15 protein-coding genes are annotated in these 14046 nt (G+C 64.7%); 5 read left to right on the top strand and 10 right to left on the bottom strand.

The annotated features are described in order from the left end of the window. Positions 1 to 61: 61 nt before the first annotated feature. Entirely contained in the window at positions 62 to 805 is a 744-nt protein-coding gene (locus tag AB3X89_RS11720) for a hypothetical protein (protein ID WP_368583415.1), read from the top strand. Between the two features lie 97 nt (positions 806 to 902). Here AB3X89_RS11720 and AB3X89_RS11715 read toward each other — a convergent pair whose 3' ends face one another. The 3 genes from AB3X89_RS11715 to AB3X89_RS11705 form a co-directional block, all read right to left on the bottom strand. Continuing rightward, positions 903 to 1238, bottom strand: coding sequence for a DUF4148 domain-containing protein (locus AB3X89_RS11715; protein ID WP_368583414.1), 336 nt, complete (start codon positions 1236 to 1238; stop codon positions 903 to 905). A 217-nt stretch (positions 1239 to 1455) separates the two neighbouring features. Next, positions 1456 to 2991, bottom strand: a complete 1536-nt coding sequence (locus AB3X89_RS11710) for a M81 family metallopeptidase (RefSeq protein WP_368583413.1) — start codon at positions 2989 to 2991, stop codon at positions 1456 to 1458. Positions 2992 to 3064: 73 nt separating this feature from the next. Next, the gene (locus tag AB3X89_RS11705) at positions 3065 to 4354 is read right to left on the bottom strand and encodes an MFS transporter (protein ID WP_368583412.1); all 1290 of its coding nucleotides are present in this window, start codon (positions 4352 to 4354) and stop codon (positions 3065 to 3067) included. A gap of 184 nt (positions 4355 to 4538) precedes the next feature. Here AB3X89_RS11705 and AB3X89_RS11700 point away from each other — a divergent pair, with 184 nt between their 5' ends. Next, positions 4539 to 5471: a LysR family transcriptional regulator gene (locus AB3X89_RS11700; protein WP_368583411.1), complete on the top strand. Its 933-nt coding sequence runs from the start codon at positions 4539 to 4541 to the stop codon at positions 5469 to 5471. A gap of 1 nt (position 5472) precedes the next feature. Here the strand turns inward: AB3X89_RS11700 and AB3X89_RS11695 are convergent, their stop codons facing one another. The 3 genes from AB3X89_RS11695 to AB3X89_RS11685 form a co-directional block, all read right to left on the bottom strand. Beyond that, positions 5473 to 6063 (bottom strand): hypothetical protein, encoded by a 591-nt coding sequence (locus AB3X89_RS11695; protein ID WP_368583410.1) that lies wholly within the window; start codon positions 6061 to 6063, stop codon positions 5473 to 5475. Positions 6064 to 6090: 27 nt separating this feature from the next. Beyond that, a complete protein-coding gene (locus tag AB3X89_RS11690) occupies positions 6091 to 6495 on the bottom strand; it encodes a DUF3224 domain-containing protein (protein WP_368583409.1) in 405 nt (134 codons plus the stop codon). Positions 6496 to 6588: 93 nt separating this feature from the next. Continuing rightward, positions 6589 to 7539 (bottom strand): LysR family transcriptional regulator, encoded by a 951-nt coding sequence (locus AB3X89_RS11685; protein ID WP_368583408.1) that lies wholly within the window; start codon positions 7537 to 7539, stop codon positions 6589 to 6591. An 82-nt stretch (positions 7540 to 7621) separates the two neighbouring features. On the opposite strand from AB3X89_RS11685, the gene AB3X89_RS11680 reads away from it, so the two are divergent. Next, a complete protein-coding gene (locus AB3X89_RS11680) occupies positions 7622 to 8341 on the top strand; it encodes an SDR family oxidoreductase (RefSeq protein WP_368583407.1) in 720 nt (239 codons plus the stop codon). A 32-nt stretch (positions 8342 to 8373) separates the two neighbouring features. Here the strand turns inward: AB3X89_RS11680 and AB3X89_RS11675 are convergent, their stop codons facing one another. The 3 genes from AB3X89_RS11675 to AB3X89_RS11665 all read right to left on the bottom strand — a co-directional run bounded on the left by AB3X89_RS11675 (position 8374) and on the right by AB3X89_RS11665 (position 11501). Beyond that, positions 8374 to 9774: a DHA2 family efflux MFS transporter permease subunit gene (locus AB3X89_RS11675; RefSeq protein WP_368583406.1), complete on the bottom strand. Its 1401-nt coding sequence runs from the start codon at positions 9772 to 9774 to the stop codon at positions 8374 to 8376. A gap of 55 nt (positions 9775 to 9829) precedes the next feature. Continuing rightward, positions 9830 to 11092 carry a multidrug effflux MFS transporter gene (locus AB3X89_RS11670; RefSeq protein WP_368583405.1) on the bottom strand — a complete coding sequence of 421 codons (1263 nt, stop codon included), beginning with the start codon at positions 11090 to 11092 and terminating at the stop codon, positions 9830 to 9832. Positions 11093 to 11276: 184 nt separating this feature from the next. Continuing rightward, on the bottom strand, positions 11277 to 11501 hold the full coding sequence (locus AB3X89_RS11665) for a hypothetical protein (protein ID WP_368583404.1): 225 nt from the start codon (positions 11499 to 11501) through the stop codon (positions 11277 to 11279). 186 nt (positions 11502 to 11687) lie between these two features. On the opposite strand from AB3X89_RS11665, the gene AB3X89_RS11660 reads away from it, so the two are divergent. Continuing rightward, positions 11688 to 12572: a LysR family transcriptional regulator gene (locus tag AB3X89_RS11660; RefSeq protein ID WP_368583403.1), complete on the top strand. Its 885-nt coding sequence runs from the start codon at positions 11688 to 11690 to the stop codon at positions 12570 to 12572. Between the two features lie 9 nt (positions 12573 to 12581). Here the strand turns inward: AB3X89_RS11660 and AB3X89_RS11655 are convergent, their stop codons facing one another. Next, positions 12582 to 13226 (bottom strand): glutathione binding-like protein, encoded by a 645-nt coding sequence (locus AB3X89_RS11655; RefSeq protein ID WP_368583402.1) that lies wholly within the window; start codon positions 13224 to 13226, stop codon positions 12582 to 12584. Between the two features lie 75 nt (positions 13227 to 13301). Between AB3X89_RS11655 and AB3X89_RS11650 the strand changes: the two genes are divergently transcribed. Further along, complete coding sequence (locus AB3X89_RS11650) at positions 13302 to 14027, top strand: TetR/AcrR family transcriptional regulator (RefSeq protein WP_368583401.1); 726 nt, start codon at positions 13302 to 13304, stop codon at positions 14025 to 14027. Positions 14028 to 14046: the final 19 nt, after the last annotated feature.

Genomic DNA, 14046 nt, shown 5'->3' with positions numbered 1-14046 from the left:
GTGCCGTCTATGCTGAAGAGCGTGATGACTTGCACCGTGATTCACGACATGCGGAGGTGAGATGGCAACGCACGATTCGTCGCAGGCGCTCGATCCCGCGGACTATATCGCTCACCATCTGCAGAACTTTTCGACGACGTCGTCGGCTTCGGGTGCGGCCTCGATGGAACACGGTGTGGGCGCCTTCATTTGGAGCCCTCATGCGCTGGTTTTCGCTGCGGTGCTGTTCGTCGTGCTGGTGTGCTTTGCGGCGCTGAGGGATAGAGGCGCAATGTTCAGCGTCGGGCGCGCGATCGGTTTCGGGCGTCGTCTGTATGTGTGGTGGTCGTGCGCCTGGCGTCAGGGGCTCGCGAGTACGCTGCTTTTCATCGTCGCCGTGGTGGCGTTTCACTTTCTGATGCCGCGCACGGCGGTGCCGCTGATGCAATTTTCCGAGCACGTGATTCCGTCTGAAGTCGCGAAGAGTTCACCGGCATGGTCGACGGTGATTGCGGCGATGCCGGCGATCGTCGCGCTTGCGATCTACCTGCTGGTGAGTCTGCCGATCGCCGGATACATGGTGCGCAGCGGCCTGGCCGCGCATGCTTTCGCCGGCTCGGAGCGTTTCGGCTTCTGGCGCGCGGTGTCGCTCGGGCTCACCACGTATCTCTGGTCGGTGCCTGGAAGCGTCGCGATTGCCGATGTCGGAATTTCATCGCCCGGTCATGCCGCGGATGCGCTGCGCGCGATTCTTGTCGTGGCGTGGGGGATGTATATCGTTTTGCCGAGGCAGGTGAAAAGGGTAGAAAGGTTTGCGGCGGGGTGAATATCCTCGAAGCGATTCGATGGTGCATGCGCGACGGCCCGCTCGAAGCGGGCCGTCGCGCATTGCCGCCGCCCACATGGGCAGCGCTCGCCCCACCTCAATGATGCGCGTAGACCGTGGCGAGGCCGGCAACGTCCTGTTGCTGTGACAGAGCCGGGACCTTGACCGCGCCGGCTCCGGCCGCCGACGACCCGTTCGCCGCCCCGCCATATGCCGACGCCGCCGCGCCGTTCAGCGCGCTCACGCGCGCCTCGGCGGCCTGGATATCCTGCGGATAGGTGTTGTAATCCGCGGCCGGGTTGTAACCTGCCTTTTCGAGTTGGACCAGTTCCGCGCGAACCTGGGCACGCGTAAGCGGCGCGTTGGACTGCGCGAACGAAACGACGGGGACAGCGACAACAGCGGCAACGACCAGCGACTTGATGAGTTTCATGGTATCCACCTGAGAGCAATTGAGTTGGTTCAGACCACGGTTGCGTGGCACGAGCGTCCAGTCACGTCGACGTCCGCTTTGCTTTGCGGCACCGCCGACTGGCATGGACGTATTTGAACCCCCTCATGTATCCCGCCTGTTTCCGCGAACCCCGACTTTTGCAACCGTGTATGTCGGGTTGCCCGGTGGATACACAACGATACGAAACTCGTCGAAATCACCGTGCACCATTACTGGCCGCGCGCTCGGCACTACCGCGCAGCTCCCCCAACGACGCGCCGTTCGGCCGCAGCCGCAGGCGCGGATCAAGCCGCTGCCACGGCAGATCGGCGGGGTCGGCGGCCATCGGGCCGGGCGCTTTCGCCACCAGATGGGCGGCGGCAATCGCGTCGAAGTCGGCGCGATAGTGAACCGAACTCTTGTTGACGAGAATCTTCATCCGTTCGGGTTCGATGCCGGCCGCGCGATAGAGATTGCGGTCGAAGATCTGCATCTTGACCGAGCTGACCGCAATCCTGACGCCGTCGATGCGCAGGCACGCCACCGGCCCGATATCGGTCCACATGCCGTTCATCATCGGCCCATCGAAGCGCACCCGCCCGTGGGAGAGGTGCTCGACAACGAAGCGCCCGGCGAGCGGCGCGTCCCCAGGCACGCCGGAGCCGCCCCCGAGTTCTAGCTTGATCGTCGCGCCGAGCCCCGCTTCGTGCGCCTTCGCCGCCGCTCGCGGATCCCAGATCAGGCCGACGGCGGCATCGCTCGCACCGTGACGCAGCAGCGCGCGCACGAGACCCATCGTGTTCGAATCGCCGCCCACGCCCGGGTTGTCCTGCGTATCGGCGATCACGACCGGTCCAGTCGCATGTTCGGCAAGCCGCATCGCTTCGCGCACGGCGGCGTCCGGGTCGAGGAAGCGCACTTCCCAGTCGCGCTCCTGCGCGACGATGGTCGAGGCCAGCGCATCGACGGCGGCGGTCACGGCGGCCTCGTCGAAGCCGTAGCCCCAGACCGCCGCGCCACATTCGGGGAAATCGGACGCCGGAAATCCTGGCGCGAACGACAGCGAGACGACGCCGTCGCGTTCCAGTGCCGCGAGACGATCGTACGTGCCGCGTGCCGGTTCGGCGAGCGTGCACATACCGTTGACTGGGATCAGGAACGGAATGCGGCGCACCGCGCGCTTGAGGCCACGCTCCGGCTCTGTTGCGAGGCGCATCAGGATTTGCGCGGCGCGAGCGCCGGTGTCGGCCATGTCGACATGGGGATAGGTGCGATACGCGACCATCGCATCCGCGTGCGTGAACATCTGCTCGGTCACGTTGGCGTGCAGATCGAGCGAGACCACCAGCGGGATTTCGCGGCCGACGATCGCCCGCACGCGCGCGAGCAGTTCGCCTTCGCCGTCGTCGAGATGCTCGGTGACCATCGCGCCGTGCAGGTCGAGATAGATGGCGTCGAAACCGCCGCGCTGCACGGCCTCGAGGATTTCACGTGCGATGCGCTCGTAGGCATCTTCTGTCACGTGCGCGGAGGCGCTCGCGCCTGCCCAGATCACCGGCACGAGCGTATGGCCCGCCGCTTCCACCGCCTGAATGAAGCCGCCAGCGGGGACGTTCACGTCACGCAGCGCGAGCACGCCGGAGCCGCGCGCGAGCGGCGGAAAGCCCTCGCCCTGAACGAAGCTCTGCCAGCTTGCCTTGGTCGGGGCGAACGTGTTGGTTTCGTGCTGGAAGCCTGCGATGAGAATCTTCATTTCCCGTTAACTCGTTGATAAAGGATGGCTAATCGAATGGTTCCGTGGCGCGCCTTGAAAGCGCGGCACAAGGTCAGGGCTTCGTGGCAGCGAGCCGGAGCGGGAGGATCAGCAGCGCGGCAAGCAGCGACACGCCAGCCATTGCCAGCAGCGCAGGTTGCAGGCTGCCGGCCGCCGTCTTGATCCAGCCGATGGCCGCGGGCCCCCAGAAGCCGCCAGAAAGTCCGATGGTGTTGATGAGTGCGATGCCGCCCGCGGCGGCAGGCCCCTTGACGTACTCGGGCGGAATCGCCCAGAAGACCGTGTAGGCCATCCACAGCGCCATCGTCACGAGCGTGAGCAGCGTCAGCGTGAGCGCGAGATGATTGCCCGCGGCCGCGCAGGCGGCCAGCAGCAACGCGGCGGCGGCCGCAGGCGCCGCGCAATGCAGGCGCCGCTCGCCGAGCCGGTCCGAACGCGAGCCCATATAGAGCATGCCCACCGCCGCGGCAACGTACGGAATCGACGTGTACCAGCCGAGCGTGATCAGGTCGCTCACGCCCTGAGCCTTCAGGATGGCGGGCAGCCAGAAGCTGATCGCATAGATCGAGGCAATGATGCAGAAGTAGGCGAACGCCAGCACATAGACCTTGCGATCGCGCAGCACGTGTCGAAATGAAGTGCCATGAGCCTGCGCCACGCCGACTTCGGCTTCCAGCTGACGCTTGTCGGCGTCGCTGAGCCACGAGGCGTCGGCCGGGCGGTCAGGCAGATAGAGGAAGGTCGCGATGCCGAGCACGATGCACGGCAAGCCTTCGACGAGAAACATCCATTGCCAGCCGGCGAGCCCGGCCTTACCTGCGAGCGTGCTCATGATCGCCGCCGAAACCGGGCCGCCGACAATCCCGCCGATCGGCCCGGCCAGAAACACCATCGCAATCGCGCGCGCCATGCGCGACGGCCCGTACCAGCGTGACAGATAGAAGATCATGCCCGGCGCGAAGCCGGCCTCGAACACGCCAAGCAGGAAGCGCATCGCGTAGAACGCCGGCACGCTGCGCACGAACAGCATGCAGGCCGATGTGATGCCCCAGAGAACGAGAATGCGGCCGAAAGTCTTGCGCGCGCCAATGCGCGGCAGCAGCAGATTGCTCGGCAGCTCGAACAGCACATAGCCGATGAAGAAGATGCCCGCGCCCACACCGTAAGCGGCATCGGAGAAGCCGAGATCGGTCTGCATCTGCAGCTTCGCGAAGCCGACGTTCACGCGATCGAGGTAAGCAAACAGATAGCAGATGAGAAGAAACGGCAGCAAACGCGCGTTGATCTTGCTGTAGAGCGCCGAAGCGTCGCCGCTTCGCGCGGTGGGAAGAATGGCCGCCATGTCTGTCTCCGAATGTGTGTCGACCGGGGGCAGCGCTTTGGCGCCTGCTCTGGTCGCATGCAATAGATGTGATGCGCATCGTGCGCAACACCATCCTGACCAGGGCAATCCTTGCTAGCAATAGCAACAAAGTTCACATATCGTTCCTCCCAGGGCAACGAAGCTATAGGCAAACGGGGGTGCGATGCGCGAAATCAATCAGCAGCGGCTGCGCTATTTCCACGAGGTGCTCGGGCACGGCACGATCCGCGGCGCCGCGGACAGCCTCAACACGTCGCCCTCGGTGATCACGCGGCAGATCAAGCTGCTCGAAGACGAACTGGGCGTGCAGCTGTTCGAGCGCCAGGCGCGCGGCGTCCGGCCCACCGAGGCGGCGGCGCATCTGCTGGAGTTCTGGCGCGGCTATCGCGCGCAGCAGGAGAAGTTCGAGGATCAGCTGCACGCGTTGCGCGGCTTGCAGCAAGGCCGCGTCGATCTGGCCGTCAGCGAGGGTTACGTGGATGCGCTGATTGCCGAGGTCATCACGCCGTTCTGTGTGCAATACCCGAAGGTCGATATCGGCCTGACCGTGCTGCCGGTCGACGACGTGCTCGACGCAGTTGCGGAAAGCCGCGCGCATATCGGGCTCGCGTTCAATCCGCCGCCGCATCCGCGCGTCGAATATCGCGCGAGTTCCGCCCAGCCCGTGGTGTTGCTGGTGCGCCGCGACCATCCGCTCGCGCGGCGCGGCAAGCCCGCCACGATCGACGATCTGCTCGCGTGGCCGCTGGCGTTGATGCCGAGCACGTTCGGCATCGGGCACCTCGCAACGATGCTCGCGTTCGTCGAACACGTTGAGATCCGCGCGACGCTCACCACCAATTCCCTGACGGCACTCAAGCGGTTTGTCGCCGATGAAAACTTCGCGACGCTGATCGGAGAATTCGCGGCCTCGCGCGAGATTCAGGCTGGCGAACTGGTGACCGTGCCGATCGACCACGCGCTATTTCTAGGCACGAAGGCGCGCGTGCTGGTGAAAGCCGGGCGGCCGCTCGTCGCGGCCGCGCACGAACTGCTCGCGTGGATCTTGCAGCGCATGACGATGTTCGCGGCGACGCGCACAGGCGAATCGGGGTGATTCACTGCGACCGCGCGGAATAGGCCCCTACCTGCCGCCTGCGCACCACCATCAACGAACAGATCCCGATGGACGCCACGATATTCACGGCCGGATAAAACGCCACGGCCACACTCCATTTCGGCACCGCAAGAATCGCGAGCCCGTATTTAAGAACACATAGCGCAAAGTACAAAAGACTCTCACTCCACGGATCAAGAATGGTCTTGCGCACCGTCGGCCCGAGGCCGACGAGTTCGATCAGCGTGACAAGACAGATCGACAACGTCGGATCATTGGTGAGTATCCAGAGCGGAATAGCCGACAACGCCGCGACGAGGCAAAGCCAATCAAAAGCGGTCCGCTGCCGCTCGCCCCGAAAGACGCTCGCCACGAGAACGAAGAAGCAAGTGGCCGCGATCGCCGCCGTGGACCACGCCGAAGGGCCTGCACCGGCGACGAATTGCCCGACAGCCGCAATTGCCGTGACGACCGACCAGACCAGCCACGTGAACAGATGAGGACGTACGCTGCCGCGCCAGATCGCAAGTCCATAAGGCAGAAACGCGACCAGCGAAACGATCGCGCCCATGACGCCGAACAGTCGGGTCATGTCTGCTCGCGAATCATGTTCGGCATCTCAGTCGCCGGGCAGCCGATAAGTGAACTCGTACGAATGCGCGCCATCGACGATGTCGATCTTGAACTCGCCTTCAATGCCGCTCAGCTCGCCCGTGCCCGAATCGGGCACGACCGTCACCGCGAGCGACGCAACACCGCGATTCATCACGCCGATATGCTGCAGCACGAACGTGCCCTGCTTGCCCGCCAGCGTGCCCGTGACCTGTTCGAGCGCGACATAGCCGGCCGAGCCTTTGACGTTCGTCATCGCGCTGAGCATTTGCCCTTGCGTGGTCGCGGCGAGATCGCCGGAGATCTGCTTGTCGATCGACATGCGGCCTAGCTTCGATTCGGTCTCCGCGTTTTCGAACGGCATCGGTTGAAGGGAGACGATGAAAGTGCCTTTTGCGATGTGCTGAGTCATCGGGATTTCCTCCTGGCTTGAACGGGCGATGGTAAAGCGGCGGAACGAAACGCAACGCAATGTGACGCTTATGAAACGTAGCACACGTCGCTGTCAGTTAGCCGCACGCGCAGCGCTGTCAGCCGTGCCGAACGCGTCAGCGAACTCCCGCTTCAACCATGCGAGCGCCGGGTCCTGATCGTGCGCCGCGGCCCACATCAACGAAACTTCGTAGCCCGGCACCTCGAATGGCAATGGACTGAGCGCGAGACCGAGCGTATCGCGCCACACGCGGCCGATGAACTCCGGCACGGTCGCGATCGCCGCCGTGCGTTGCACGATGAACGGACTGGTCGCGAAGTTCGAACTTGAAAATACGACCCCGCGCTTCACTCCCTGCAGCTCCAGTCGTTCATCGATGAAGCCGCGCAGTTCGGCGCTGAACGAAGTCAGCACATGGCGGTGGCGCAGAAATTCGTCCATCGACAAATGCTTGCGACGCGTCCTGACGAGCTTCGGGTTGTAGACGCTCACGAAGCGCCATGAAAACAGCGGCATGAGTCGCTGCCACGGCACGCACTCGCGAAACACGCCGACTGCGAGTTCGATCGCGCCGTCGTCGAGCATCGCGGCGGCGCGCGTCGAATCGGTGGAGCGCGCGATCAGCTTCACGCCGGGCGCCGCCACGGCGAGGCGCGCCATGATCTCCGGCATCAGCAGCAGTTCGAGCGAATCGCTGAGGCCGATGCGGAACACCCGCTGCGCGCGGGCCGGATCGAACACGGACGGCTGCGTGAGCGCCTGATGCAGAGATTGCAGGAACGGCTCGATCTGCCGCGCGAGTTCGAGCGCGCGCGGCGTCGGCGTCATGCCTTGGGGTGTGCGCACGAACAGCTCGTCGCCGAAGGTCTCGCGCAAGCGTTTCAGCGCGCCGCTGACCGCCGGTTGCCCAAGAAACAGCCGCTGCGCGGCACGCGTGACGCTGCGCTCTTCCAGCAACGCGCGGAAGGTCAGCAGCAGGTTCAGGTCGAAGCGCCGAAAATCATTTTCAATGATGTTGGCCATGACGTTAAACGATTTGAATGATGGGCCCGCACCGCGCATTCTACTGCCACGGGGTCTTCCGTTCACTCTCAGGAGCAATGAAATGAACTGGCAAAATCAGAAGGTCGTGGTGCTGGGTGGCTCGTCGGGTGTTGGGCTCGCGACGGTGAAGCGGCTCGCGGCGGCTGGTGCGAGCGTCGTCGCGGTGGGGCGCGACCGCGCCAAGCTGGACGATGCGCTGAGCGGCATCGGCGGACAGGTGACGGGCGACGCGCTCGATTGCACCGATCGCGCGGCGCTCGAACGCTTCTTCGGCGGCCTCGGCCGGATCGATCATCTGGTGATGACGCTGTCGGGCGGCGAAGGCGCGGGGCCGTTTGCCGAGCTGGATCTGGCCGCGCTGCGGCGCGGCTTCGAGGCCAAGTTCTGGCCGCAGCTCGAAGCGGCGCAGAGCGCGCTGCCCACCCTGCGTCGCGACGGCAGCATCACGTTTCTGACCGCGATTTCGGCGCGCATCGCGAATCCGGGCACGGCGGGTCTGGGCGCGATCAACGGCGCGCTCGAAAGCATGATCGGCACGCTCGCGCGCGAGCTGGCGCCGCTGCGCGTGAACGCGGTGTCGCCGGGGGTGATCGATACGCCGTGGTGGGACAGATTTCCGGCGAGCGTGAAAAGCGAGGTATTCCGGCAGCAAAGCGAAACGCTACCGGTGCGGCGCGTCGGCCAGGCCGACGATGTCGCTCACGCGCTGCAGTTTCTGCTGGAGAACACGTTTATGACGGGGGCGGTGATCGAGTGTGACGGGGGCTTGCGACTACTCTGACGCACGGGCGCGGGAATGTGCGCTCGGGCGTCCTACGCCCTGCGAACCCGAACCGGCAGACACATCGTCGCCGCAAAGCACAGCAAATGCAGCGCGGCTAGCAGCACGAACATCGGCAGAAATCGGCTGGGCTGTACATCCGAAGCACCATGCAGCGTCAACGCGATCGCCATCGAAAGCAGCGTCGTGGCGAACGGGCCGCCCACTCTCTGCGCGATGTTCAACGCCGTATTCGCGACCGCGAGCCGTTCTCTCGCGATCGACGAATACGCGGCCGAGATCGACGGCACGCTGATCGTTCCCTGACCGACGCCCGCAAGGAACAGACTGACAGCGGCCCATCCGGTGGAGAACGAAGCGATGCTCATCCAGAGAAACACCAGCGTGCTCAGAAACGCCAGCAATGCGCCGCCCGCCGCGAGCGGTCGGCAACCGAGCCGCTCGGTCAACCAGCCGATCGGCGGGAACGAGCACATCATGCCGACGCCGGTCGCCGCGAGCAGTCCGCCCGCGTGCGCGGCCGACAAACCGCAGCCCGCGATCAGAAACAGCGGCACTGCCAGCTGTCGTCCATACATGATCCCGTTCGCGGAGAACTGCGCGAGTGCCGCGACCGAGAACGTACGTCTTGCAAACATGCGCACGTCGATCAGCGCGGCATCGCCTTTGCGCAACGCGTACAGCACGAAGCCGGCGAGAAACACGGCGCCCGCAAGCAGCCACGCGAGGCCCACCGCGCGCAACGCGTTCTGAAGTCCATAGACGAGTGCGACCAGCCCGGGGGAGATCAGCGCGAAGCCGGTGAAATCGAACGGCCGCTTCTGCGACGCAGGGGCATCGCGCGGCAGCAGCAACACCGCCATCGCAATGCCGACAGCGCCCACCGGCGCATTGATGAAGAACAGCCACGGCCAACTCGCGTGCGCGAGGACGAGCCCGGCCAGCACCGGGCCGAGAATCGGACCGAGCAGAATGGGCAGCGCGGTGAAGCCCATCACGCGCTCGAGGTTCCTGCCGGCCACTCGTCCGATCATCATCTGCGCCATCGGTACGAGCACACCGGCGACGAGGCCCTGGAAGATGCGCGCGCCGATCAGCTCGCCGATCGTCTGCGCCGCGCCGCACAGCATCGACGCTATCGTGAACGTCGAAAAGCAGAACAGGTACAGCCGCCTCGCGCCGATGCGGTCGACCAGCCAGCCGTTGAGCGGCAACATCAACGCCATCGCGAGCAGGTAGCCGCTGACGATCCACTGCGCGGTGGCGATCGACGCATCGAGCGTATGGCCGATCGTCGACAGCGACACGTTGACGAGCGTCGAGTCCATCTGCGACATGAACGAACCGATCGACACGACCGCCGCGACCTTCCACACGGTCGGATCGATCCGCTCGGAAGCGGACGCGCAGACGCGCTCGCGCATGCCGCTCATCGGTGCTCGCGTGTACAGATAAAGGTCTGGCGTTCGCTCAGGCTCATGTGCCGGCTCACGCTGCCTTACCGCTCGCGGTCGCCGCGGCCGCGGGCTGTACCTGCTCGAGATGGCGCAGCAGCTTCGTCACCATTATCACGACGACGAACGCGAGGACCACGAAGAACAGCGCGAGCGGTGTGAGCACCTGCACCGACACGAAGCCGGCCAGCCCCATCATCGCCGAGGACACCAGCAACAGCGCGCAGCCGAGAATCGCGCTCGTCAGCCCAGCGATGTGCGGAAACAGCGAGTTGCCCTTCGCCATCAGCGTCGGATACATCGCGCCGGCGCAGAAGCCCATCACGAGCACGGGTGTCGCGAGCGTCCACACGCGCAGACCGACCGTCAGCGCGAGCAGCAGCATCACAACCGAAGCGGCCGCCATCAGCCGCGCGCCGATGCGCAAACGCTGCTCGGCGCTCGGCAGACGCGGACCGTGCAGCCGATTCGACAGACCGCCAAGGAAGTACATCATGCCGATGCCGAGCGCGAGATAGCCGAAGAAGGTCGGCGGTTTGTGCAGCGTGGTCTGCACCATGAACGGCCCGACGATGTTGAATACGAGCAGGATGCTGTAGCACAGGCCCTGCGCGAGGAAACAGCTTTGGAACACGGGGCTCGCGAGCACCTTGCGCGCGTTCGCAGTCAGCGTGCGCGGTTCGAGGTGCACGGGCTTGGGCAAAGTCTCGCGATAGCGCCACAACAGCGCCCACATCACCAGCGAATAGATCAGCAGGAACACGAGGCACGCGCGCCAGCCGAACGCCGTCTGCAGATGCGCGCCAATCACCGGCGCGACGATCGGCGCGAGCCCCCACGCGATCGACATGTAGGTGAACGCATGCAGCAACGCCTGACCCGCGAACGAATCGGTGATGATCGCCTTCGCGAGCAGGTTCGTGCTCGCGATGCCGAAGCCCTGCAACGCACGGGCGAGGATGAACGTCTCGAGATTCGGCGCCGCGAGCGACAGCAGGCAGCCGACCGTGTAGACCGTCAGGCCGAACGCGAGCACGCGCTTGCGGCCATACGCGTCGGCGATCGGACCGAAGATCAGCTGGCCGAACGCGTAGGCGGCCATGTAGCCGGTGACGCTGGTCTGGATCGCTTGCGGGGAGGTGCCGAAGTAGTGCGCCATCGCGGGCAGCGCGGGCACGTAGATGTCGATGGCGAGCTGTCCGGCGGATGCGAACAGGCAGATCAGGAACAACAGGAAGTGCGGCGAGTTCGGGGCGGAGTCGGCGGAGGCGGGTTGGTCGGCAGTAGCGTGGCTCATGGGTGCATCGAAAGGGAACACTGGCGGCGCGGGCATCGGCGCGTTCGGATATCGAACGGAAAAGACGCGGTGTCCGGCATTATCGCCGGGTATTTTGCCCGTGGTATCGCAGGAAGTGGGATATTCCCTGGCGGGGGTGTGGGATGGCGCGGCCGACCGGCGCGCTATCCCGCCGCAACGACGCTCATCTCGCGCAGTCTACGATCGACCGCAGCAACGCTCCCTGGTCCGCCGGGTCCTGGAAGAATGCGACGAAGCTCGCGTGTTCGTCGTTTGCGATGCGGCCGGAGCAGTCCTTGCCTTTGAGCGGAGGGCGAGACGCCGTCCAGATCATCGCCATCACGGCGAAGGCCAGCACGACGCCTGCAAAGACGAACCCGAGCAGCAACGACCTGGCGTCGTCCGACATTGCGTCCAGCCGAAGGGAAGCGTCTTGCGGCTCGCAACTTCTAGTTGAAGATGAGTTCATGCCGATGGCCCGATAGTCAGCGTTGAAAAACCAGCGCCACCATCTTCCATCTGCACGTAAGATTGGAAAAATTGAGTTTACTGATCGCGCGATTCAGCTTTTCTGACCCATGCCATTCCGACTCCGATGAGAGAAATCAGTCTCGACCGCCTGCGCACCCTCGTTGTCGTCGCCGACCTCGGCTCTTTTGCCGAGGCCGCCCGCGTTCTGCATCTCGCGCCACCCACGGTCAGTCTGCATATCGCGGATCTCGAAAGCCGCGTCGGCGCGCCGCTGCTGTCGCGCAAACGCGGCCAGGTGCGGGCATCGGCGATCGGGGAGACGCTGGTGGCGTATGCGCGTCAGTTGCTGGCTAATGCCGAGCAGGCGTTGGAAGACGTGCGGCGACAGGTGGAAGGGCTCGGCGGACGGGTTCGGCTCGGCGCTTCCACCGCGGCCATCGCGAATCTGCTGCCGCAGGCGTTGGAACGGCTGGCCGACGAACATCCCGGCATCGACGTGCAAATTGCCGTATTGACTTCGCAGGAAACGCTGACGCGACTCGCGGACGAGTCGCTCGACGTCGGCATCGTGGCGCTGCCGCAAGCGCCGATACGCGGGCTATCGATCGAAAAATGGCGCCGCGATCCGGTGGTCGCATTCATGCCGGCCGGGTGGACGTGTCCGGCTCGCATCACGCCGCAATGGATCGCCGCGAAGCCGCTGATCCTGAACGACGCCACCACGCGGATTTCCCGTTTGACGACGGAATGGTTCAGCGCGGCGGGGCAGCATCCCACGCCGCGCATTCAGCTCAACTACTCGGATGCGATCAAGAGCCTCGTGGCAGCGGGATACGGCGCCGCGCTGCTGCCGCAGGAAGCTGGTCGCTCAACGGCCGACGCACGCATCGTCACCCGTCCGCTACGCCCGGCGTTATGGCGGCAGTTGGGCCTGGCCTTCCGCGCAGGTACGGTGGAGCGTCCGACTCAGTATGTGCTCGGCGTATTGCGGAGTTTGCGCTTGAGCTAGCGAGCAAGACTACGCGGCCGCGGCCTTGCGTCTGTCCTGTTCCTCGCGATAAAGCGCGTACTCTTCCGCCATCGCTTTGGCAACGGTTGGCCTACGCGCGGTGCGTTCATAGTACTGCTGCACGGATGGCCATTGCGCGAGCTCGACGCCACCATAGCGCGCCCAGTTCAACACGGTGACCAGATAAGCATCCGCGACGGAAAACCGCTCCAGCAAAAACTCGCGTCCATGCAGATGCTGCTCCAGCACGTTCAATCGCAACGCCACTTTCTTGTGAGTATAGCTAAGAACGTCGGCGGCCGCGTCCGGATCGAGCAGCGGCACGAATACTCCCTTATGCAGTTCCGTGCTGATGAAGCCAAGCCACTCCTGCAATTTCGCGCGTTCCGCCGTGCCGGGCAGCGGCGCGAGCGCGGCTGCCGGAAACGCGTCGGCCACATAAGGCAGGATCGCGCTGTTTTCGCGCAGCAGCCAACCCTCGTTGGTGCGAAGCACGGGGACCTGGCCTAACGGATTGATCGGATAGAAATCGGAGCCGTCGCGCAGCCGCTTCGATTTCGTGTCGACTTCGATAAAGCGCGCAGCGGCGCCCGCCTCGTAAAGCGAAATGCGCGTGGCGAGCGAACACGCGAGCGGCGAAAAATAAAGCTCCATGCTGATGTCTCCGGTTGTCGGTAAAGGTGTTTTTTGTACTATAGTGAACAAAAATAGATCACGCCAGAGAATTTTATGCATACCGGTACAAAAACTGAGAAACGCTCGCGCGGACGACCGCGTAGCTACGATTCGCAACAGGCCCTGAACGATGCGCGCGACGCGTTCTGGTATGGCGGCTACTCGGGCACGTCGCTGGACGCGTTGAGCGAGGCGACCGGCATGAACCGGCCGAGCCTGTACGGCGCTTTCGGCGACAAGCACGCGCTGTATCTCGACACGCTCGATCGCTACATCGCGTTTGGCCGCGATGCGATGCAAGCCGCGCTGCATGGTGACCTGCCGCTCGCCGAGGCGTTGCTGGCCGTGTACGAAGGCGCCCTCGCGCTCTACTTTCCGCAAGGCGAGGTGGCGCGCGGATGCTTTCTGATCGGCACGGCGGCGGTGGAGTCGAGAGCGGATGCGCAAGTACGTGACAAGCTCGCGCACGGTCTGGCCACGTTCGATGCCGAGTTCGAGCGACGGTTCGAACGCGCGCAAGCGCAAGGCGAACTCGATGCGGCCGCGAGTCCCGCGCTGCTCGCCAAAGTCGCATCGGCGATTCTGCATACTCTCGCGCTGCGCTCGCGCGCGGGCGACTCGCGCGAATCGCTGCGCGCGACGGCGCAGGCTGGCGTCGCGCTGATCTGCGGGGCGCCGGGCAAGAAGCCAGGCAAACCATCGAGCAAAATGCCGGGCATAAAGCCAGGCAAACCGCCGGGCAAACCGCCAGCCAAACCGCGGCACAGGCCTAAAAACTGAAGCGCCGCGACCGAGCACC

This window comes from Paraburkholderia sp. BR14320, assembly GCF_040948665.1.
GTDB lineage: Bacteria > Pseudomonadota > Gammaproteobacteria > Burkholderiales > Burkholderiaceae > Paraburkholderia > Paraburkholderia youngii.
Note: the sequence above shows the minus strand (reverse complement) of the source record. Positions and strands in the feature narration are given on the sequence as shown.

What these genes read in the sequence shown, in the direction of transcription:
- AB3X89_RS11720 (WP_368583415.1), top strand. Translation starts at nt 62, where the DNA reads ATGGCAACGCACGATTCGTCGCAGGCGCTCGATCCCGCGGACTATATC.
- AB3X89_RS11715 (WP_368583414.1), bottom strand. Translation starts at nt 1,238, where the DNA reads ATGAAACTCATCAAGTCGCTGGTCGTTGCCGCTGTTGTCGCTGTCCCC.
- AB3X89_RS11710 (WP_368583413.1), bottom strand. Translation starts at nt 2,991, where the DNA reads ATGAAGATTCTCATCGCAGGCTTCCAGCACGAAACCAACACGTTCGCC.
- AB3X89_RS11705 (WP_368583412.1), bottom strand. Translation starts at nt 4,354, where the DNA reads ATGGCGGCCATTCTTCCCACCGCGCGAAGCGGCGACGCTTCGGCGCTC.
- AB3X89_RS11700 (WP_368583411.1), top strand. Translation starts at nt 4,539, where the DNA reads ATGCGCGAAATCAATCAGCAGCGGCTGCGCTATTTCCACGAGGTGCTC.
- AB3X89_RS11695 (WP_368583410.1), bottom strand. Translation starts at nt 6,063, where the DNA reads ATGACCCGACTGTTCGGCGTCATGGGCGCGATCGTTTCGCTGGTCGCG.
- AB3X89_RS11690 (WP_368583409.1), bottom strand. Translation starts at nt 6,495, where the DNA reads ATGACTCAGCACATCGCAAAAGGCACTTTCATCGTCTCCCTTCAACCG.
- AB3X89_RS11685 (WP_368583408.1), bottom strand. Translation starts at nt 7,539, where the DNA reads ATGGCCAACATCATTGAAAATGATTTTCGGCGCTTCGACCTGAACCTG.
- AB3X89_RS11680 (WP_368583407.1), top strand. Translation starts at nt 7,622, where the DNA reads ATGAACTGGCAAAATCAGAAGGTCGTGGTGCTGGGTGGCTCGTCGGGT.
- AB3X89_RS11675 (WP_368583406.1), bottom strand. Translation starts at nt 9,774, where the DNA reads ATGAGCGGCATGCGCGAGCGCGTCTGCGCGTCCGCTTCCGAGCGGATC.
- AB3X89_RS11670 (WP_368583405.1), bottom strand. Translation starts at nt 11,092, where the DNA reads ATGAGCCACGCTACTGCCGACCAACCCGCCTCCGCCGACTCCGCCCCG.
- AB3X89_RS11665 (WP_368583404.1), bottom strand. Translation starts at nt 11,501, where the DNA reads ATGTCGGACGACGCCAGGTCGTTGCTGCTCGGGTTCGTCTTTGCAGGC.
- AB3X89_RS11660 (WP_368583403.1), top strand. Translation starts at nt 11,688, where the DNA reads ATGAGAGAAATCAGTCTCGACCGCCTGCGCACCCTCGTTGTCGTCGCC.
- AB3X89_RS11655 (WP_368583402.1), bottom strand. Translation starts at nt 13,226, where the DNA reads ATGGAGCTTTATTTTTCGCCGCTCGCGTGTTCGCTCGCCACGCGCATT.
- AB3X89_RS11650 (WP_368583401.1), top strand. Translation starts at nt 13,302, where the DNA reads ATGCATACCGGTACAAAAACTGAGAAACGCTCGCGCGGACGACCGCGT.